The organism is Bifidobacterium saguinibicoloris (assembly GCF_019331725.1).
In the GTDB taxonomy this organism is placed as follows: Bacteria; Actinomycetota; Actinomycetes; order Actinomycetales; family Bifidobacteriaceae; genus Bifidobacterium; species Bifidobacterium saguinibicoloris.
The window spans coordinates 22,688-44,246 of record NZ_JAHBBF010000009.1 but is presented as its reverse complement, the minus strand read 5'-3'; the positions used below and the strand labels follow the sequence as shown (position 1 = coordinate 44,246).

The following is a 21,559-nucleotide window of genomic DNA, read 5'->3' as shown; positions in this document are numbered from 1 at the left end:
CCGAAGATTCTTTTAACGGATGCCGTATGTTTCCGTTGCGTTCTCCCCGTACGTCAGGCCACCCGAGTAAATCCACATGCCGTAATGCGCGCCACGCGGATCGCCCGGCAACGGAAACCGCGGATCACACTGATCAGGCCACCACACCGGACCCGAATACGGCTGAGCCAGCTCCCGCCGCAACTGCTCGTAATACACGCGATACGCACGGAACAACTCCAACTCGATATACGGCTGCAGCGAATAGTACGAAATCCTCGGCTCGACCTGACCCCAGTGCTCCACGTTGATCCACAGGTGGAGCACACCCTGATAGATGATGAACGCCGGCTTGTGCGGGAACATGTTCATCAGCCGTAGCATCTCCCGCGAACACCTGCCGTTGATCAACGGCGCGAACGGCACCCACTCCGTCTCACCGATGCTGCACGCCGCATGCGCGATGAGCTGGTCGTCCAGAGTGACGGGGAACGGCGCGCGCAACAGCACGGGGGTGCAACGTCGTCCCAGTTTCGGTATCACCGGGTGATAGCCGCGCCCGTAGTAACCGCTCGCATCATATGAACAGTCCATGTTCGGGAACACTCCCAAAGACCATTCGTCCCGTTTCTGCGTGTCAGGAAGCGGCAGCAACAACCCTTTCTCGATATTGCCGAGCCAGCTGCGCCATGGATTCTCCTGACCGGACACGCACATCCACATCAGCCATTGCGGAATGAGAATGCTGTGCCGTCCGCTGGTCGAATACGACTCGTCGGCGTCGCGCCAGCCACGATCCCTCCTGTCGAACGGATCCTCGATGTATTTGTGGATGAAATTCCACGATAAATCCAAGCGCGCCATGGCTCAACGATAGTCCAATCCCGTACCGGCCGCTGAACGGCGTACGCTCTTCCTGCAGCCCATCCCGACGGGTGGGACCGGCCGTGATGCCGCAATAGACGGATGGACGAACGCCGTCATTCCCGGCCATAGCGGGAGACGGCGTCCGTCCATCAGCTGACAGACACCCCGTCACATTTCGTCGGAGCGCTTGCGCCGGCCGGCCATGGCCGCCAGCGGTTTGGCTTCGAATTCCTCGTCGTCCTCCAGGACGGGAGCGATGTAGCCGAGCCCGCGACGCTTCTGCTTCTTGCCGTTGCCGGCACCGCCTTGGCCGCCCATCATGCCGGGTGCGCCGGTGCGTGCGCCCGCGCCGGATGCAGCGGATGCTCCGGCCGTGTTCGCGGATTGCAGTCCGCTGGCCATGCCGGTGGCGCCTTTCAGCGAGGAGGACGATGCGATGGTCGCGTGGACGGGCGTGTTCGCATAGTAGGAGCCAACGCCGCCTGCGCCGCCCACGGCGGCGAGTCCGACGCCACCTCCGGAGACGCCCATGCCGGCTGCAGCCCCGGACAGGCCGGCTCCGCCGGCGGATCCGGACAACCGTCCGGCCGCCAGGGCGCCGCCCACGCCCACTCCGGCACCGACGCCGGCCGCGCCGGCGATCTTGCCGAAACCGGTGCCGCCGTGCAGCCCGGATTGCGAGCTGTCCACGGCGACGGAGTCGTCATCTTTGCGCACCCACTTGTGGGTCACCGGATCATACACGTAGTCGCCGTATTCGGTGCGCCCGGAACCGTTGGAGCCCGCACCGCCTCCGTTCGGGGAGGAGCTCGACCCGTTGGTTCCACCGTTGGAGGAGCCGGTGCCTGCGCTTGGGGGCGCCGGCACCGGGTGCGCGGAGACGTAACCGACGGCCGCACCGGCTCCGGCCGTTCCTACGGCACCGCCCGAAACCGCGGACGCGACGCCTCCGGAGACACCGGCGGCGCGCGACAACGCCACAGCTCCGGCGCCGCCGGCGATGGCCGCGCCACCGCCGATCAGCGAGCCGATGGATTGTGAGGATGAGCCGCCGCCATGGTTCTCATCATCATGCGGATCGGGCCATGGAAGCGGTGGTTTTGGAGCGGGCGGGTCGACGATTGGAATGGAGCTACCTTTAAACTTCTTCTTATCTGCAATCTCCTGCACCTTGTCCAGTTCTTGCGCAGCAACATCGTTACGATTTGTAGCCAATAGCCGGTTAATCATGTTCACGCCGGCGATGCCGGCGATGCCAGTTATCTTGCCCAGTCCGGGCACCACGCAGTCCAACGGCTGCGTCGCTCCCATGATGACCTGTTGAGACTCTTCATCCAATGCGTCTCCCGGCAATGAGACATTCTGGGCGGCATGGATGGCGGCATTGTAGCTGTTGATTTTCTCTTTGATTTGAAGAACCTGACCGTCAATGTCGACATTGCGTATCGCGGCGATGATGTTCTCACAGTACTCCTGCGCTTGTCGCTTCGCCTGACATTCGAATACGCCTTTTTCATTCAGACGATCAGTAATGTCAAACAAGCTTTGTGAAACGTCACTCACCGCCTGCACGTACTGGGTTACTTCGGTCGGCATCGTCCATTCGGGCGTCTGCGCTATCACCGAGAGCCTGTATTCGGCATCGCCATTGTTTTCGGTAGCCATATGCCACCTTCCTTTGCTGTCGTATCAGCGGATTGATATCCGCATCATCATTGTTGTTGATGCTGAGTTGGATTAGGCGAATCAGGAATACTCCCGTTCCCCGGATAAGGCATTCGCCTAGGCATAGCACTTGGCACAGGCACTTGTCCCATATTCAGACCAGTAGTTTCCACCCCTTTGCCATAAGGCGACGGAACGGCCGGGCCTTGCGGCAACCGGCTGGGAACCGCAGGAACATTGACGCCCGGGCGTCCGGTCATGGGAGGCATGGGAAGAACGGGAGGAGCAGGCGGCATGGGCGGGGCGCCGGGGCCGCTGTTCCCGGGACCGCCGTGACGGCCACGGCTCCGTTTCCGTCTCGCAAGCACCACCGCCAGCACGACGCCGCCGATCGCAAGCACCAGCACGCCGGCACCGCCGCCCACGGCCCACCAGAACCACGAGGGCAGACCGGACGAGACAGCCTTGCCGCCGCCCGTGTCCGGCAGCGGCGTCGACCTGTCAGCCTCGTCCGCCGTGTTCGTCGCCGAATACCGCATGCAATCCGAACCCCCGTCGGCACGGCACTGCTCCACCTTCTTCCACGCCTTCACCTGACGGTCCAGCTCCTGGCCCACCAGCTCCGCCTCCTTCGGCACCTCGATAGGCCGCTCGCCATCGTCGCCGTCGAACGGATCCGTCTGGCCATAGGAATAGTCCTTCCAGTCGGCGTGGCTGGTATACATGCCGCGGGTCTCCTCATGCTTCTCACTGGTCTCCACCTGCCATTGGAGAATCGGGTTGATGTCCGGATACTGGGTCGGATCCACCTCGAGCAGCCTTCTCAGGTCCACCTCGCCGAACCCGCGCCTGTGCTCCGGATCCAGCTTCGCCTCACCCGAATCATTCCCCTTCGTATTCCGGATCAGGGACTGCAGCACCTGATTGCCCGTCGCCTCAGGCCAACGCGACAACACCAACGCCAGATACCCCGACAGGACCGCCGTGGCCACGGAGGTGCCGCCCCCCATGATCTGAGGCGCTTTGTCCTCGGCCTTGTTGTAACGCAGCACATCCACACCGGGAGACAACGTCGTCACGTTACCGTCCATCACATCCGTGGACTTGTCGATGTTCCCGTCCCGGTCCACCATGTTCGTCACCACCTGGCCGGGAAACTCGTTCATGGCTCCGGGCTTGCCCACCAGATCCTTGGTACCCTTCACCGGATCATTGCCACGTCCCGTCACCATGATCACCCCATGACGAACCGCATACATAATGGACGGGACTCCCAGCCCGGTTATATTCTGATCGATGGATAGACTGATAATTCGCGCTCCATTCTCAGCAGCAGCACGGATGGAATCAGGCCCGCTTATCGGCGCGTCATCCGAATCCATACAAGGGACAATCACCCCATCCAACAGCCCTGTCGTCGCGAATCCCTTGGCATATGAAGTCACGCTTGCCTTCGGCGCGGAACCCAAGACCCCCGGGTTGCCGTCATACCCCTGGCCGTTGCCCACAATGAACGCCATCATGTTCGTCCCATGCGTCGTATAGATACCACCATCACCGGCCTTACGGCCCGCGTCATCGGCCTTGATGGTTCGACGCCCCGTGACTATATCTCCGTTATAATCTTTGGAGGTTGAGCACGAGTCACCATGTTTGATAGCGGCTTTGAACGACACATCGGCACCCGCGAACCCCGGATAATCCGAAATCATCTCGTCATCCACCACCGCGACCTTCACGCCCTCGCCGGTGACCCCCTGCGCCCACGCGTCACGAACCCCCGTGTCATCCACATACCAATACCCCGGACTATCCGCGGCCACCGCCGACGGCACACACAACGCACCCGCCGCAACCACCGCCACAACACCCATCACCAGCCGACGCACCACACCAGCCACACGACCACCAGCGCTGAAAGACACCGTCCGGCGAGTCCGTGGCGTCATCGCCACGAGGCCCGCCGTAGAGCGGCGGCACACGACGGCAAGCCGTCGGAGCCTTCCCCCGAAGTCCTTGTCACCGGCGTTCGCGCCGGTCCCCTTCACCATCATCGCACCACATCGCCCAAACGGCAACGTCACGCCACGGCGGGTGGCGCCGGCGGGTCGGGCGGCAGCGGCACGGACGTCACATCATCGGCGTCCTCGACGTTGTCCGCCAGACTCAGCCCGAACAGGTCGTCCAACGGCTTGAGTACCTCACGCAGCGTGTCGCGGGCCTGATCGCTTTCGAACTTCGCATCCGAAGCCTGCTCCACCGCGGCCTGCGAGGCCGCCAACGTCGCCTGTTGCGCCTGCTCGCCCTCCTCGAGCTCGGCGATCGCCTTCACCAGACCGTCCGCGTACTTGCCGGCGGTGGCGTTCAGGTTCCTGCGCGACTCGCCGAACTTCTCGGCGACCTGCTTGAAATAGTCCTCCATGTCCCGTTCGAAGAAATTCGGATCGCTGCGGACGGTGCCGTCCCAGTGGCCTCCCACGCCATCCTGCACGTCCTTGCCGGCGGCCAGCATGTTCGCGGCCTCCGCACGCACCTTGTCGCCTTCCACATGAATGTCGCCCGTGGCCATCGCCGTCTCCCTTCCGGACATCCCATCATCCTCATGCGCGTCCGTCGCCGGCGCGCGGATGGAGAACCGGCTTCCGGACGGGCGTCGCCCCTCCCGGAAAGCCGGTCCCCACTACGCGATGCACGGCCCATGCCTCAGCAGCATGAGAGGCCAGGCCGTCGCATCGTCAGAAACGCTGCGCCGAACGGTTGTCCGACTCCACGTACTGCTGCGCGATCTGCGACGTGGCCTGGGAGATCTGACCCAGAATCTGGTTCATCTCCTGCAGCTTGTTCGTCCAATCGGTCTGCGCGCGGTGATACGCCTCCTGCGCGGCGCCATCCCACTGGTCGATGAGGCTGCGCACTTCGGAATCCAACGTGTCCAGCTCCTGGGCGATGCCCTGCGCGTCATTGGCGATGTCGCTGGACAGCGTGTCCACCATCTGCGGACGAACGGAAATGGAACCCACCATAATATGCTCCTTACAAACCCTGACTGATGATTGTTCGATCGTCCGCGGCTCAGCCGAGCAGCGCCTGCAGACGGTTGGTGCGGGACTGGTTGTCCTCCTCGTTGGCCGCCTGGTCCTTGGCCGTGCCGCGCAGGTTGTCGCGCAGATCGTTCAGGATACGGTTCAGGGAGTTGGCCTTCTCCTGCCAGTTCGTCATCAGCGTGTTGTACGAGGTGGCCGCGTCGCCGCTCCAGAACGAGCCGAGCTCCGCCATCTTGGACTCGATGTCCTTGATGCGATGATCGATGCCGGTACGGGCGTTCTCCACGGCCACGGCGCCCTTCTCAAGCGCACCTTCGCCAGCTGCAATCTTTTCCGCCATGTGTGCATCCCTTCATTGAGTGCGTTATCCGATGTCGCTGCGGCGGATGATGACAAATCCTCAGGCCGCTTCGCCCTTCCCCAAGAAAACCACCATGGTTCCGGCGGGACGCGCCCTTGGCTCTCTCTTCACCATATACAACGATGGTTTTCATCATACGCCCAGAAACCAACGCGTCAATGATTTCTCCTGAATTTCACGTGAACACGGGACGACAAGCGATTCGCCCCCTATGATGGGAACCAACCGGCATACGGCCACGCGGGCGTGGGCCGGAGGAATCAGAAGGGACGTCAGCAATGGCAGCACGCACACCCATACCCCCACGACGGCCGAACCATGCGCATCGCACCCCACCGGACGTCCCCGCCATCCCGCCGGCACCCTCCGTCGCACCGCCGCCGGCCTCCGCAGGCGTGCCGGCCCCCATTCCGGTGCCGACGGCCCCGCCCGTCGCACCCGTTCCGGCACGCGTCGCCACGGTCCCGCCACGTCCCGCCGCCGTGCAGGCGCCCGCACCCGCGCCGACCGTCACTCCGGCGGCCACGCCGCATGCACGGCGCACACCGGCGGCCGACATCCCGCAGATTGCATACCCCGTCGACGACGCGCCCCTCCCCCCGGAGACGGACGCCGACGACGATCCCCGCCTCACCGTCACCATCGGCTACAAGTCACGCACCATCACCCTCAACGTGGGCGCCACCCCCATCGTGGCCGACCTCCTGCCGGACATCGCACGACGGCTCGGCGTACTCGACCCCGCCATCGTCTATGGCGGATACCGGCTCGTCGCCTCCGGCGGAGAGGCGCTCGACCCCTCGCGCACCCTCGAGGAGCAGCACGTGGCGGACGGCGCCACGCTCACCCTCGAACCCGGGGCGCTCACCGACGGCGACATCGTCTACGACGACGTCGTCGAAGCCGTCGGAGCCAGCGTGCAACGCGTCTACAAACCCTGGACCAACGAACACACCACCATCACCTCGCTCATCATCAGCGCGGGACTCCTCCTCATCGCCGCCGCATGCCTGGCGCTCTTCCCCGCCGGCCTCGTCAACGCAACGCTCGGCTTCGCGTTCTGCGCCGTGCTCGCGGCCCTCGCCGCGCTCCTCAACGGCAAGGCCATGACCGCGCAGGCGCTCGTCATGGGGCTCGTCGCCAGCCTGTTCGCCGCCATCGGCGGCTACCAGCTCGCATCCACGCTGCTTCCCGGACAACCCTTCCACGGGCTGCCGCTCCTCGCCGCCGCCACGGGCCTCATCATCGGCGGCGGCGTCATGACGCTCGCCGCATCCGGCGCCCGCCCCTACAGCCTCATCCCCATCTGCGCGGGACTCCTCGCCGTCATTCCCAGCGGACTCGCGTTCATGTTCCCCGTGAACGCCGCGCAGATCTGGATCTTCACCACCACGCTCATCGCCCTCGCCGCCAACGCGCTGCCCTGGATGTGCCTCTCCATGGCGCGCATCAGCGTGGACAGCCCGCACAGCGAATCCGAGATCTTCAAACTGCCCGAGGACATCGACTACGAGGACATCCGCCGCCGCTACATCCTCGGCTCCACCATGCTGTTCATCGGACGCGTGGCCGTGGCCGCGCTCCTCATCACCGCCGCACCCCTGCTCGCCGCGCAACCGAACCCGCTGGGCGCGCTCATCTGCCTCGTCGCGTTCCTCGGCATGCTGCTCGACTCCCGGCAAATCTACACGCTGCGCGAGATGCTCGTCACCGTGGGCGCCGCCGGCATCGGGCTCGTCGCCACCGCGTTCATCGCCATCCGCACGCATCCCACGCTCGCCATGCCGCTCACCCTGGCATTGCTCATCGGCGCGATGGCCACCGTCACCATCACCCACGTCACCACCCGCAGCTCCCTGTTCGGCACGCGCGTGGCGGACGCGGCCGAAGTGCTGTGCATCATCCTGCTGCCGCCGCTCGCCTACCTGACGTTGACGATGTAACAGCCGCAGGCCAATAGGAAGGAACCCGCACCATGGCAGACAAGAAGGACCTTTCCGAAGCGCAGAGCTATTCGCGCCGCAGACTCGTCACCGCATTCACCAGCGGCATCCCCTCCGGCGTGGAGCTCACCCCGAAGAAGAACCAGACGCCCGTCATCGTGGGCGTGGGACTCGCGCTCATCGCCATCCTCGTCAGCGTGTTCTACGGGATCATGAGCCCGTCCCTGCCCGCCGGATGGGAGAACAACAAGCTCATCGTGGCCAAGGACTCCGCCGCACGCTACGTCAGCGTCAACGGCACCCTCCACCCCGTCATCAACGCCATCAGCGCGCGCCTGCTCATCCCCTCCTCCGACTTCGACGTCATCACCGTCAAGGACGACCAGCTCGCCGGCAAACCCATCGGCTCCACCATCGGCATCCTCGGCGCCCCCGACGCACTGCCCGCCAAGGACCAGCTCGCCGCCGGATCCATCACCAGCTGCGCGGACGGCCCCGTCGACAACCTCATCAGCGGAAGCACCATCCCCGCGCTCGACGAACGCCAAGCCATCGTGGCCACCGTGGACGGCGACGACTATCTCATCGCCGGCTCCACCCACTACCGGCTGCCCAAACAATCCATCATCCGCGACAGCTTCCTGCGCGCGCTCGGCGTCCCCCAGACCAACACCATCCATGCCAGCGCGCAATGGCTCAACCTGTTCCGCTCCGGCGACCCCATCGACATCATCACCGTGCCCGGCGAAGGCGACACGGTCACCGTGCGCGGCACCACGCTCACCGTCGGCGGCGTCATCACCCAGCAGGGCGACGCCTCCGGCGCCCGTTACCTCGTCCTCGAGGACGGTTCCGTCACCGCGCTCGACGACCTCGCCTACAACCTGTACGTCGTGGGCAAGCCGGAGACGCTCGCCAAACCCAGGACCGTCGGCACCGCCGACTTCCAGCAGCTGAAGAACGCATCCGCAGGCGTCATCCCGTCCGACTGGCCCACGTCCGCCCTGCGTCCCGTGGACCACGGCGCGACCATGTGCGCCACGTTCCCGTTGGCCTCCGGTTCCGGCACGCTCGGCTCCCGCGTTCGTCTCGCCGTGGCGCCGCAATCCCTCAAGTCCGACGGCGACGCCGGCACGACCGGGTCCGACACGAAGCAGTCCGACGGCCCCGGTCTGGACGAGACGCCCACCGTCACCACGCGCGTCACCGGCGGCACCGGCGCGCTCGTCCGCGCGTCCATCGGCGACAGCGGCAAAGGCACCGTCTTCGCCATCGACTCCACCGGCACCGCCTACCCCATTCCCAACGCCACCGAGGAGATCCTCAACCGTCTCGGCTACACCGGCAAAGACGTGCACGCCATCCCCCGCGCCTGGGTGGATGTCTTCCCCACCGGCGTGCAGCTCACCCCCGCCGCAGCGGGCGACGCCCCCAACCCGCAGGCCGTCATCGACCAGACCGGCGGCACACGATGACCGGACGTGACTCGGATGGCACCGGCATGACCGGACGCGGAACGGCACGCGCGGCAACGCACGCGGCAACGGGGCCACGCTCCGCGCTGGCCGCCGCGATCGGAGGCATCGTCGCCGCCGCACTGGGCTGCGCCCTCGCCCTCACCGCACCACTCGCCAACCCGGCGACGGCCTACGCGGACGACGGCACGGCATCGGGCGACACGTCGACATCCAACGGGACCGACGGGGCGAACGGATCAAACGGCTCGAACAGCTCGTCGAACGGCGGCCAATGCCAGGCCGGCGTCGAAAACAGCATCACCCAAACGCCATGGACCAACACGCTGTTCGAACTCGACCAACTCCACCATCACGCCACCGGCGCAGGCGTCACCGTCGCCGTCATCGACTCCGGCGTCGACACCGACAACCCGCACCTCGACGGCGCCGTCACCCCCGGCATGAGCCTCATACCCGACGACCCCTCCAACGGCATGGCCGACACCTACAACCACGGCACCGCCGTCGCAGGCATCATCGCCGCACGCCCCGTGGACGGCTCGCAGGTGCAAGGCATCGCACCCGAAGCCACCATCCTGCCCATCCGCGTCTTCCAGGACATCCGCGAAGAGAACGGACGCCAGACCGGAGCCCCCAGCATGGAGGACGTGGCCAGCGCCGTCACCTACGCCGTGGACCACGGCGCGCGCGTCATCAACATCTCGCTGAGCGACATACGCGACATCCCCGAAATGCGCCAAGCCGTCTCCTACGCCGAATCGCACGGCAGCCTCATCGTGGCCAGCGCAGGCAACCGGCTCACCTCCTCCACCACCAAGGACGGGGAACGCTACCCCGCCGCCTACCCCGAAGTCGTCGGCGTCACCGCGCTCGACACCACGCTCAACCCCACCAACGACTCCGTCCACGGCGACCAGGTGGATGTGGCCGCCCCCGGCGCCGACGTGGCCACCACCGTCCCCGGAGGATTGGACTGCGTCTTCGCCACCGACGCCGCATCATCCAGCTTCGCCACCGCCTACGTGAGCGGCGAGGCGGCGCTCATCGCCTCCGCGCATCCGGACGAAACACCCGAACAATGGCGGCAACGCATCCTCACCACCGCCAACCGCACCAACCCCGACCAGCGCGACGACCAGACCGGATGGGGCGTCATGGACCCGCTCAACGCCATCGACGTGACACTCTCCCCGCATCTGCGCGGGCCCGCGGGCGGCGGACGACACGCCTCCACCGCACAGGACCCCATCGTGCTGCACCCGGTCAAGGACGCGAACGCGCAGGTGAAACGCATCGTGGCCATCACCGCCATCGGACTGGCCGCGCTCTGGGGCGTGGCGTTCCTGCGCGGCCTGGGGCGGCGTGACGGACAGGCGGACGGACAGGGCGGCGTTCGTCGCGGCACGCGGATGGGCGGACGACGCAACGCACGTCACGACGAACGGACGAGCGGGGACAGCGGGCTTCGGCGGAACGGCGGGGTCCTGCGCAACGGCGATACAGGGGCCGCCGCACTCGACCGCGACACCACGGAATGACGGACGCCCTGTGGCATAGGACATCCGATGGTGTCCTACGCCACAGGGCGTCATGCGTACGGGGCGTTTCCTATGGGACGTCGTCCACGAATCATCATCCGCAGGACACCACATACAGGTGACACCCGCGGAATCCCGTTCGCGGGACATCGCCCGCAAACCGTGTCACGCAAGGTTCCACGGTTCTCATGTCACAGGTCGAAACCAAGCTCCTCCGCGGCGGCGGTCGGCACCGGATCCTCACACCAGAAATCCTCCAGATTCTCGGAGGTGGTGAGCGAGCGGATCTCCGCCTTGTCGATGTACAGCTCGCCGCTCAGATGATCCGTCTCATGCTGGAAAATGCGGGCCGGCCAACCGTGCAGACGCTCCTTGTGATGATTGCCCGCCTCGTCGTCCCATTCGGCCTCGATGTCCAGCCAACGCCGGCGCACCGCCTGATAGCCGTCGAAGCTCAGGCACCCCTCGAAGAAGCTCGCGGTCTTCTCCCCCACAGGCGTGTACTTCGGGTTGATGATCGCATGGAACGGGAACTCCGCGATCTCACGCGGATCGTCCTCGTCGTCGCGCACATGGTCCTCCACCACGGCGAGCGCCAGGCCGAGACCGATCTGCGGGCCGGCGAGGCCCACGCCGGGCGCCTCGAGCATGGTCACGCGCATCGTGTCGATGAGCTTGCGCAGCGTGCCCTTCGACAGCTGGCCGGTGTACGCGGCGCACTTGGCGCGCAGCACGGGCTCGCCCGCCTGCACGATGGGCAGGATGCGCTCCTTGCCGCCGGTCTTGATGAGCTGCTCGACATCGCGGTTCAACGCGATGTCGACCTTCGAGTTCTTGCCGAACATATCGGTTGTTTCCTTTGCTTCTGCTTCATCCCGCCGGCGGGGACGCGCGGCGGGGTGCGTGGANGGGTGGGGCTGCGGGGCTTGGGACCTGGGGTTGCCGGGCCGGGCGTCAGCGAAGCGGAACGTTGACGAACGGACGTCGGCGGGGCCCGGGTCGGACGGTTGCATCAAACGTACTGATCGGACGTCTGATGAGCACCCGCCCGACGGGCGAACGGACGGCCGCCGAACGTGAGGACGGCCGCCGAACGGAGACAATCATCGAACGTACGGGCGGTCGTCGAACGTACGGACGACTGCCGTCGAATGAACAGACGGTCGTCGAACGAACGGACGATGGCCGCCTCGTCGCGGAACGAACCGCGTCTCCCTTACAGGGCGAGTTCCTCGGCGACGACCTTCGCCAGACGGTCGCACACCTCGTCGGCCTGCTCCTGCGTGGCGGCCTCGGCCATCACACGCACCAGCGGCTCGGTGCCGGACGGACGCAGCAGCACGCGGCCGGTCTCGCCCAGCAGCTTCGACTCCTTCTCCACAGCGGCCTGCACCTTGGCGTTCGTGGTGGCGGCCATCTTGTCCACGTTCGGCACGTTGACGAGCGTCTGCGGCAACTGCGGGAAGTCCGCGGCCAGCTCCTTGAGGCTCTTGCCGGAACGCACCACCTCGTTGCACAGGGTGAGGGCCGTGAGCGTGCCGTCGCCGGTGGTGGCGAACTCGCGGTTGATGACGTGGCCGGATTGTTCGCCGCCCAGCGTGTAGCCGCCGCGCAGCATCTCCTCCAGCACGTAGCGGTCGCCCACCGCGGTCTGCACGGTCTTGATGCCCATGTCCTTCAGAGCGAGCTTCAGACCGAGGTTGCTCATCACGGTCACCACGAGCGTGTTGTCGGCGAGCTTGCCCGCCTCCTTCTTGGCGCGCGCGAGAATGCCCATGATCTGATCGCCGTTCACCATGTTGCCGTCCTCGTCCACGGCGAGGCAACGGTCGGCATCGCCGTCGAACGCGACGCCCATCACCGCGTCCGTGGCCTTGACCATGGCCTGCAGCTGCTCCGGATGCGTGGAGCCCGCATGCTTGTTGATGTTGTAGCCGTCCGGGGAGGCGTTGATGACGATCACGTCCGCGCCTGCGCGGCGCAACGCCTCCGGAGCCACCACGGACGTGGCGCCGTTCGCGCAATCCGCCACGATCTTGAGGCCCTTGAGCGGCTTCGGCTGCGTCTTGTCCGGGTTGAGCGGGGCGATCGAGGAGACCAGATGGTCGATGTACAGGTTCGTGGCGGTCACCGTGTCATGGCTCACACGACCCACGCCGGCGCCGGTGGGACGCTCCCAATCCTGGCCGAGCACCGCCTCGATCTCATCCTCCTTCGCATCCGGCAGCTTGAAACCGCCGCGCGCGAAGAACTTGATGCCGTTGTCCGGCATGGGGTTGTGGGAGGCGGAGATCACGGCGCCCATCTCCACGTTGAGCACGGAGGTGAGGAACGCCACGCCCGGCGTGGGGATGATGCCCGCGTCGATCACGTCGAAGCCGCCGGCGGCCATGCCCGCGGACAGCGCGGACGCGAGGAAATCGCCGGACACGCGCGTATCGCGGCCGACGAGCGCACGACGGCGGCCCTCCGGCTGGTTCTCGTCCTTCTGGCCGGCCTTGCCCAGCACGCGCACGGCGGCATCGCCCAAGTCGAGCGCGAGGCGCGCGGTCAGATCACGGTTCGCCAGACCGCGAACACCATCGGTTCCAAACATCTTCGGCATTGTTCTGCATCCTTCATCCGAGTATTCGAACATGTTGCGGGGGCATGCACGACGAGCGCCAAGCAACGCAAGCCGGCCCGTCCCGTTACCCTGCCCCATGGTAATCGGCGCGAGCCGGGAAATCACCCGATTCGTCCGATTGCCGCCCAAATCGGCCACAATCGTGAGGATGAGGGCCTGCGGGAGGGCGGGAGAGCTGGCAGAGTCCGGCGGGACTCAGGCATGATCGCATGGACACATAATCGAATGGACCCGGAACAGAAAAACGCCATCCCACGGCATTCCGGACCACGGCACCCCGGTCCGGAACAGAAAACACGAGCCTAACAGCACTCCGGGTCCACGAAATCTGCCACCGGAACAGCAATCGCAAGCCCTACGGCATTCCGGACCACAGCGCTCCGGTCCGGAACGTTACCCGCACACCACACAGCACTCCGGGTCCACAGAACACCACGCAACCTGGACCCGGAACCGGAACCACACGCCTCACATCGTTCCGGCCCACACGCCTCTGGTCCGGAACCAAAATCACAAGTCCCACAGCACTCCGGGTCCACAGAACACCACGCAACCTGGACCCGGAACCGGAACCACACGCCTCACATCGTTCCGGCCCACACGCCTCTGGTCCGGAACACACCAACAACCCCACCGCACGCTCCGGACTCATCTCCCCCGTAACCAGCGCGTGACATGCCGGTGTCCGATGGGACACCGGCATGTCACGTGTCAACATCACCACCGGCCATCCAGTCCAGACAGCCCTCGGCACCTCGTCTGCATCATCCCCACAACAACTCCTCCATCACACCATCCACGGCCTTCTCCCCCACAACACTCCTTCACAAATCACGGTGTCCCATCGGACACCAACCTGTCACGAGCATGAGAAAACAACGTGGACCCGAGATCGGAATCGTGCACTCTGCAGTGTTCCAGTTCATAAAGCCGCGGCCCATACGAACAACATACATTCCGCAGCAGTCCCCCTATTCCAGACTCCGCGCCACCACATGAAAGGGGAACGACGCTCCACGCAACGTCAACTGTCGCGCCACACCGAACGCGAATTCCGCACTGGCCGCGGCGTCGGCAAGCGTGGCGGCAGTCGCCGTGAACACCACCCAGTCGCGGCCGTTCAGACGGCCACGTTTGCTGCGGTCGCGGCGCCACTGGTCCCGGTCCACACGATGATGGTCGCCATCGTATTCCACCGCCACGTGATAATCCGGCCATGCCATATCCAACGTCATCGCTACGCCCGAATCGAACGAGACGCCGGGCACGGCGTAATTCACCACGCATTCGGGCAACCCGTGCGACGACAGCATGAGCCGCGTCTTCGTCTCCTGGGGGGAATCCACATTCGGACGAATCAACGCCATGGCCCGTGCGCATTTGCATTTGCCGGTGAATCTCGGAATCCGCTCAAGGAACAGCTGCATATCCGCATGAATCTGCTCAGACGTACGTCCATTGGCCAACTCGCGTTGACGCGCGATCGAAGTGATGACCGACTCACCGAGCATGACGAGTGAAGGCAGAGACAGGTACGGCGACATCTGCGCCCATGTATGGAACAAGTCAAGCGCATACGCCCGTTGTCCCACGCATGTCCCGATGCACACGTTGTGGGCGTGACGCAACGGGCTCCACGTATGGTGCCGAACACCCCGCGCCCGTATGCGCTTCCGTTTGCTGCCCGATACGGAGTGCAGCAGATCAGTGCCGAACGGGCAATCATCGGGGAGCGGCACCGACTGCAGCACCAACGATGTGGTCATGCCGAACAGCATCGGCCTTCGCAACGATTCGACCTGTTCCATGCATCGTCGGACCATGTCCGCACGACGCTGGGCGAGACTCTCCCCCATTGGCATCGGCGCATCGGATGGTATGCCCGGAGGTCCGCCCGGAGGTGTATCCGGAGGAACCGCCATCATGGTCTCAGGCACGGATACGGACATGGGCGAGGAGACATAGGGCGTGGAGGCGCCGGTACCCGCGGCATCAGCACGGACCGCACCGGCACGGGCGGCATTGGCATGGCCTACATTGGCATCACAAGCGTTCATGCCGTTCACGGTAGACAACCGGGGCACATCCGGAAAAGCCCATCCGGGCAATGTGGATAGAGCCCTCGTAAATCTTCACATTTCAAACTGTACGGAATAGTCTTCACGCATGCGAAGCAGGTTCGGACACCGACTCGCCCATATAGTGTCCATTGGCAAAAGATGTCACACCCCATTCCAGGCATGCACCGCGGTCCGCGTATTCTGGCCCCGGAACAGGAAAACACCATCCCACGGCATTCCGGACCACAGCGCTCCGGTCCGGAACAGAAAACACGAGCCTAACAGCACTCCGGGTCCACGAAATCTGCCACCGGAACAAGAAAACGCCACTCCACAGCACTCCGGACCACGGCGCTCCGGACCGAAACGCAACCCACACGCCACACAGCACTCCGGGTCCACGAAATCTGCCACCGGAACAGCAATCGCAAGCCCTACGGCATTCCGGACCACGGCACCCCGGTCCGGAACGCGTCAGCACCCCTCTCCCCCGCTCCGGGGCCACAGAACCTGCACCCGGAACAAGAAAACACCACTCCACAGCACTCCGGACCACGGCGCTCCGGACCGGAACGCAATCCACACACCACACAGCACTCCGGGTCCACGGAACACCACGAAACACCACGAAACCTGCCTGCCTTCCTCACAGGAACAAGAACCACACCCCTCACCGGTACGCGGAATACCGCGGATCGCCCGGCAGCGGGAAGCGCGGATCGCATTGGTCGGGCCACACGATCGGCCCCTCATAGGGTTGTGGCAGTTCGCGTCGCAGCTGCTCGTAATACAGTTTGTACGCGCGGAACAGGATGAGTTCGGCCGGCGCGGACACCGCCATGGTGTCCAGCAGGCGTTTGGGCGCGGTATCCACTTGATCCCATAGCAGGTGGTTGAACCATACGTGCAGGAACCCGTTCCAGACGATGTACCCGGGTTTCGCGGGCACGGAGTTCATCAGCTCGATCATCCGCGACGAGGGATTGCCGCAGTACGGCGGCATGAACGGCGGATCGTCCACGTGTCCCAGCGAACAGGTGGAGTGCAGGGTGATGGACGTGTCCAGGGTGAGCGGGAATGGAGCGCGCATCACGTAGAGCGCGGTGGAACGGCCCTGTTCGAAGAAACCTATGCCCTGATCAGGCAGCGGTCGCACCGGTTTGAACCAGCGGGTGAAGCTGGTGCGATGGAAGCTGTCGATGCTCATCACCATCCAGCCGTCGTCGCGCCAGCAGAACGTCGGCTGGATCCATGTGGCGTCGTGCGACCTCATATGCCGCAGCGTGTCGTCCGTCACCTTGCCGGTGGGCACGTCGCTGCCGGATACGGCCATCCAGAACAGGCTCCATGGCAGGTCGAACGCGAACGTCGGAAATGCGTACGTCGGCGACGTGACCTCCAGCTGGCTGGTCCAGCCACGGTATTTCCAATGATGCGGATTGTGCCGCGGGTTCTCGGCGCGAACCCATTCGAGCCACGATTCCGCCATCGTCCTCCTCTGTCTCCGATTCCGGTTCCCCTTCGGTTCTGTCATCCGGTTTCATGTTCCGGTCCATCACGCTCCGATGGCCGCCCGGGTGTGACGCCCGGGTTCCGCACGCAGACGCGTACGTGCGGAACCCGATGTCGGAGGCCCGACGGCGTGAGTCCGTCTCCATTCCCGCCCGGTCGACCGTACGATTGTCGGACGGTTTCGACGGCCGACGGCTAATTGACGGCGCCGTCCACATCCCATGTGCGGTCGAAGATGTCACCGTCGCCGCCTTGGATGTGGATGCGGATCTTCGCGCCGGACGAGGTCTTGACCTGCTTGTCGAGTTCCTGGCATTTCTCGGCGAAATAGGAGTCCTTCGTGTCGAACATCGACTCCCATGCGCTGGAATCCTCGTATTCGTCGTTGGAGCCGTCGAACGTGGGCATGATGAAGATGTCGTAGGTGAGCGTGTCGCCTTGGCCGCTGACGATCGGGTTCAGCCCGTTCTTGGTGAACGCCTGGGCAATCGAATCGATGAAGTCGGTGCCGTCGCCGGACTGGACGAACTCGTCCATGTTCGCATACGTCTTGCCGCCGCGCAGCGAACCGGAGCCGGACCCCGAATCGGAACCGGACGAACCGGACGAGCCTGAACCGCCGTCGGAACCGGATCCGGAATCGGACTTGGGCGAAGGCTCGGCGAGCGACGACCCGTCGCCGCCGGTGGAACCGCTCGAGTGGCTGCCGCTCGTCGCGACGGCCCCGCCGATGACGCCGATGACCAGGATGAGGCTCAGCACCATGCTGGCGCCGCTGATGATGATGCCGGCGAGCGCGAGGCCGCGTCCCTTCTCGCCGGTCTGTCCGGTCTGGCGGTAGCCGATGATGGAGCAGATGAGGCCGAGCAGGCTGATGAAGAACGAGCCAATGAAGCCGACGATCGCCATCGTGTTCCATTTCGCCTGCTGCGGCTGCTGGTACGGATTAGCCGGACCGCCAGGATACGGATTGGCTGGACCGCCCGGATACGGGCCGGGGCCACCGGGATACGAACCTCCGGGGTATTGGCCGCCTGACGGATACACGCCGCCCTGATACTGGCTTCCCGGATACTGGCCAGCCGGCGCGCCGTACGCGCCGCCGTATTGCCCGCCCTGGCCGTACACTCCCGGCTGCCCCGCCGGAGGCGCGGGATTCCACTGGCCCTGTGGGTTCATCGTTGGATTGGTCATCGTACCTGTTTCCCTTCTTGGCGGATCCGGTCGTTCATCGTCGTATGATGCCCCACCTTGACGTCCGCACTCCTTCATGCGTTCGACGGCTCACGCCGCCGTTGGATGATTCCGAGGAGATCGCCGTACCATTCAGGAAATCCCTTCACGTCCAGCCTACCCCCTATCGCGCCACCTACGAAACCCGACCCGCATGATTCCGTCCCCCACACCCGTTCACGTCCTATCTCATCAAGGTCGAAATCGCCACTCCCTCCATGAGCACGGTCAGCATCCACATGCTGAACACTCCGCCCGGATACCGCCAATGTCTTACCTTCAGGTTCCTCGTACGCATGCATCGCCAGCACACGAACGTCATCATCGGGAAGAACGGGATGTAGAGCACCAACATCAGCCGTTGCGGCAGATTCGGCGGCGCATCCTGCATCGTGCCGGGTATGAGCCAGACCGCGAACCAGATCAGGTACAGCAGCCAGTCCATGTGAATCCGTGTCAGGCGTTCCGCCAGACGATCCAGACGGTCCACCCGTTCCATGAGACGCGACATCGGCATCCTCCTACACGTACGCACCGTATCGCGGATCGGACGGCAGCGGGAACCGAGGGTCGCACTGGTCCGGCCACACGATCGGCCCCGCATACGGGCAAGGCAATTCGCGTCGCAACTGCTCATAGTACGTGCAATACGCACGAAACAAGACCAATTCCATCGAGGCCGCCATACCGGACGCCAGATATTCCAAATCCGGATCGGCGCCGGGCATGCGGCACCAGTACATCCGGTTCACCCACACATACAGGTACCCATTCCATACAATCCAACCCGGCTTCATCGCCATACCGTTCATCAGCTCGACCATACAGACCGATGGCCTGCCCGTATACGGCAGCATGAACGGCGGATCGTCCACATGACCCAACGAACACGTCGCATGCAACGTCAATGAGACATCCGAGGTCAACGGAAACGGAGCACGCAGCACATCGAACCACGCTTCATTCACCTCACGATTCCATAGGGACGGCATCGGTCGGACCGGACGGTAATACGGCGACACGACTCCGTCGGTCGACGAGTCCAAACCACCAGACAAACGATCGACGGAATCGCAATCGGCCGCCACCCAGCCGTCACGCCATGTAAGACGCGACTGCCAACGGCGGTCCGCGGGACCGCCCAACGGCATCCCGTCATCGGGCGCGACCGGCGCATCACGACCCGACGCGGCAGTGAAGAACAGGCAACGCGGCAGGTCGAACGAGGGACGCGCGGCGCCGCCCGTATGCCCCGGCCCATACCAGCCGCGTCGCGCCCAGTGGCGGGGGTTCGACGCAGGAGTGTTCGACCGCCAGATGCCGACGGCGCGGACGGTCATCGCGCGCCTCCTCTATACACGGACCTGTTCACGGGACCGTTCATGGGACTGTTGGGACCGTTCACATGCCTGTTCACGGGCGGCGTCCAGCCGGGCGGGCATGCAGGCGGGTACGGGCTCATGCCCGCTCCCGGCACGCTCTCGCAGATCAGTCCCCGGTATTCGCGGAACGTGAATTCGGCGAGCGCGACGCGCGCGGCGGCCGCGTTCGCCATGAGGAGCGGCACGTCCACGAACCGCATGGCGCCGACCGTCGCGTCCGCCCATTGCAGCAGTTGGACGGCGCGCGCGGTCAACGGCATCATGTCCGGCCCGTCCGGCGGCTGCAGCACGATGCGACGTTCCGCGTTCCGCCGCGCCTCCTCATCGCCCATGGCCATGCTGGCGGCGATGTCCGCGCCGAACGGCAGCAGATGGTCCACGGCGAGCTGTCCCACGGCCGTGGCGACCATCGCGTTCTCCGATTCGGCGCTCGGCATGGTGAAGATTACATGACGCCAATGCCGGGTGACGCCGTACACGTCGTTCGGCCCGGACTGCCATCCGATGAGCCGTCCGTGCGTGTAGTCCCACAGCATCCATCCGGCCGCGTACGCGGACGCCACCCGGTCCACGGCGCCCGGTCCGGCGAGCCACTGTTCGGTGCGGTTCGCCACGAGGCGTGCGGCCACGTTTCCCTGCGAGAGCGGATTGTCCAGCAGTCTGCCGTTCGGTCTGCGCATCGTCGCCTCGATTCCCCCGTTTCCCGGTATCGCCCAGTCTATCGCCGTCGAGGAAGGAACCGTCGCGGCGACACGACGATTCAGTACGTCTTCAACGCGAGGTCGATGGTGAGGACGACGCCGGCGATCACGGCGGCGGCGCGCATGATGTTCGCGGGGATGCGTCGGGTGATGGGCGGGGCGATGTACCCTCCGATGAAACAGCCGATGCACAGCATGATCGCGGCGGGCCAGTCGACGGCGCCGCGCGCGATGAACACGACCGACGCGGTGATGTTCGCGCCCGTGCCGATCAGCGTCTTCAACGCGTTGATCTTATGGAACGGGCCGATCTTCGCCGCGTCGAGCACGGCGAGCGCGAGCGTGCCGGCGCCCGCGCCGAAGTATCCGGAATACACAGCGACCGCGTCGACGCCGAGCCACACCCACCAGGAGTCCTTCTTCAGCGGCTGCACGGGGCGTTCGAGGGAATCGGACGCGGCGGACGAAGTGGGTGCGGCAGACGGACCGGAGGCGACGGACGAACGTTTGTCGGTCTTATCGGGTTTGTCGGACTTATCGGGTTTGTCGGACTTATCGGGTTTGTCGGACTTATCGGACACACCCGTTGCGGCGGATGCCTCGGCGTTCCGCATGCGCGCCAACTGCGCGTTCGCGTCGGCGGCCGCCTGCTTCGCCTGCATGCGTCCGCGCGGGTTGACCGCGATGATGAGCGACGAGAACAGGATCAACGCGGGCGCGGCGAATTCGAACACCTTCGGATCGAGTTCGAGCAGCAGGAACGCGCCGATCACCCCGCCCACGGCACCCACGGCCACGTAGACCACCGAGCGCAGCGTCTGTCCCTTCAGTTCGCGACGCGCGCCCATCACGCCGCCGATGCCGGTGCCGACCACACCCACCGTGTTCGAGGCGTTCGCCAGCACCGGCGGGATGCCGCATGCGAGCAGCGCGGGGTACGAGACAAGCGACGAGGCACCCACCGCATACCCGACGAATCCCGCACCCACACCGGCCAGCAGAATCAACAGCAGCGTCACCAAGGAAAAACCCGCGACCATATCCACATCCTTCAACCTCGTCATGCATCGTCCCGCGTCCATGACAGGGCATGCCTTCCACGGAGCACACGGGAACCCTGGTTTTCCTATCAACCTGTTGCGAGGATACGCCGTTGGGAACCGGCCGCGG

18 protein-coding genes are annotated in these 21,559 nt (G+C 65.0%); 3 read left to right on the top strand and 15 right to left on the bottom strand.

Annotated features, from left to right (window positions below):
• Positions 1-12 precede the first annotated feature (12 nt).
• The 6 genes from KIH78_RS07005 to KIH78_RS06980 form a co-directional block, all read right to left on the bottom strand.
• Entirely contained in the window at positions 13-843 is an 831-nt protein-coding gene (locus KIH78_RS07005; protein WP_219131779.1) for a hypothetical protein, read from the bottom strand.
• 171 nt (positions 844-1,014) lie between these two features.
• Entirely contained in the window at positions 1,015-2,511 is a 1,497-nt protein-coding gene (locus KIH78_RS07000) for a hypothetical protein (protein WP_219131778.1), read from the bottom strand.
• A gap of 47 nt (positions 2,512-2,558) precedes the next feature.
• Positions 2,559-4,412, bottom strand: a complete 1,854-nt coding sequence (locus KIH78_RS06995) for a S8 family serine peptidase (protein WP_219131777.1) — start codon at positions 4,410-4,412, stop codon at positions 2,559-2,561.
• Between the two features lie 179 nt (positions 4,413-4,591).
• Positions 4,592-5,080 carry a hypothetical protein gene (locus tag KIH78_RS06990; protein ID WP_214312822.1) on the bottom strand — a complete coding sequence of 163 codons (489 nt, stop codon included), beginning with the start codon at positions 5,078-5,080 and terminating at the stop codon, positions 4,592-4,594.
• A gap of 166 nt (positions 5,081-5,246) precedes the next feature.
• On the bottom strand, positions 5,247-5,534 hold the full coding sequence (locus KIH78_RS06985) for a WXG100 family type VII secretion target (RefSeq protein WP_214312824.1): 288 nt from the start codon (positions 5,532-5,534) through the stop codon (positions 5,247-5,249).
• 49 nt (positions 5,535-5,583) lie between these two features.
• Positions 5,584-5,895: a WXG100 family type VII secretion target gene (locus KIH78_RS06980; RefSeq protein ID WP_214312826.1), complete on the bottom strand. Its 312-nt coding sequence runs from the start codon at positions 5,893-5,895 to the stop codon at positions 5,584-5,586.
• Between the two features lie 299 nt (positions 5,896-6,194).
• Between KIH78_RS06980 and KIH78_RS06975 the strand changes: the two genes are divergently transcribed.
• From KIH78_RS06975 to KIH78_RS06965, 3 genes are read left to right on the top strand one after another with little or no spacing between them, the layout of a single operon-like run.
• Positions 6,195-7,859 carry an EsaB/YukD family protein gene (locus KIH78_RS06975; RefSeq protein ID WP_219131776.1) on the top strand — a complete coding sequence of 555 codons (1,665 nt, stop codon included), beginning with the start codon at positions 6,195-6,197 and terminating at the stop codon, positions 7,857-7,859.
• Between the two features lie 32 nt (positions 7,860-7,891).
• The gene (gene eccB, locus KIH78_RS06970; RefSeq protein WP_219131775.1) at positions 7,892-9,334 is read left to right on the top strand and encodes a type VII secretion protein EccB; all 1,443 of its coding nucleotides are present in this window, start codon (positions 7,892-7,894) and stop codon (positions 9,332-9,334) included.
• Positions 9,335-9,360: 26 nt separating this feature from the next.
• Complete coding sequence (locus KIH78_RS06965) at positions 9,361-10,875, top strand: S8 family serine peptidase (protein WP_236034488.1); 1,515 nt, start codon at positions 9,361-9,363, stop codon at positions 10,873-10,875.
• A 191-nt stretch (positions 10,876-11,066) separates the two neighbouring features.
• On the opposite strand, the gene KIH78_RS06960 is transcribed toward KIH78_RS06965, so the two are convergent.
• The 9 genes from KIH78_RS06960 to KIH78_RS06920 all read right to left on the bottom strand — a co-directional run bounded on the left by KIH78_RS06960 (position 11,067) and on the right by KIH78_RS06920 (position 21,429).
• Positions 11,067-11,720: a peptide deformylase gene (locus KIH78_RS06960; RefSeq protein WP_214312839.1), complete on the bottom strand. Its 654-nt coding sequence runs from the start codon at positions 11,718-11,720 to the stop codon at positions 11,067-11,069.
• A 371-nt stretch (positions 11,721-12,091) separates the two neighbouring features.
• A complete protein-coding gene (glmM, locus tag KIH78_RS06955; protein ID WP_219131773.1) occupies positions 12,092-13,480 on the bottom strand; it encodes a phosphoglucosamine mutase in 1,389 nt (462 codons plus the stop codon).
• Between the two features lie 992 nt (positions 13,481-14,472).
• Positions 14,473-15,309, bottom strand: coding sequence for a hypothetical protein (locus KIH78_RS06950; RefSeq protein ID WP_236034487.1), 837 nt, complete (start codon positions 15,307-15,309; stop codon positions 14,473-14,475).
• A gap of 922 nt (positions 15,310-16,231) precedes the next feature.
• Positions 16,232-17,050 (bottom strand): hypothetical protein, encoded by an 819-nt coding sequence (locus KIH78_RS06945; RefSeq protein ID WP_219131772.1) that lies wholly within the window; start codon positions 17,048-17,050, stop codon positions 16,232-16,234.
• A 218-nt stretch (positions 17,051-17,268) separates the two neighbouring features.
• Positions 17,269-18,267 carry a DUF4190 domain-containing protein gene (locus tag KIH78_RS06940; RefSeq protein ID WP_219131771.1) on the bottom strand — a complete coding sequence of 333 codons (999 nt, stop codon included), beginning with the start codon at positions 18,265-18,267 and terminating at the stop codon, positions 17,269-17,271.
• 223 nt (positions 18,268-18,490) lie between these two features.
• On the bottom strand, positions 18,491-18,817 hold the full coding sequence (locus KIH78_RS06935; RefSeq protein ID WP_214312847.1) for a hypothetical protein: 327 nt from the start codon (positions 18,815-18,817) through the stop codon (positions 18,491-18,493).
• Positions 18,818-18,827: 10 nt separating this feature from the next.
• On the bottom strand, positions 18,828-19,646 hold the full coding sequence (locus KIH78_RS06930) for a hypothetical protein (protein WP_219131770.1): 819 nt from the start codon (positions 19,644-19,646) through the stop codon (positions 18,828-18,830).
• Complete coding sequence (locus KIH78_RS06925; RefSeq protein WP_219131769.1) at positions 19,643-20,368, bottom strand: hypothetical protein; 726 nt, start codon at positions 20,366-20,368, stop codon at positions 19,643-19,645. The genes KIH78_RS06930 and KIH78_RS06925 overlap by 4 nt, the downstream gene beginning before the upstream one ends.
• Positions 20,369-20,448: 80 nt before the next feature.
• Complete coding sequence (locus KIH78_RS06920; protein WP_219131768.1) at positions 20,449-21,429, bottom strand: sulfite exporter TauE/SafE family protein; 981 nt, start codon at positions 21,427-21,429, stop codon at positions 20,449-20,451.
• Positions 21,430-21,559: the final 130 nt, after the last annotated feature.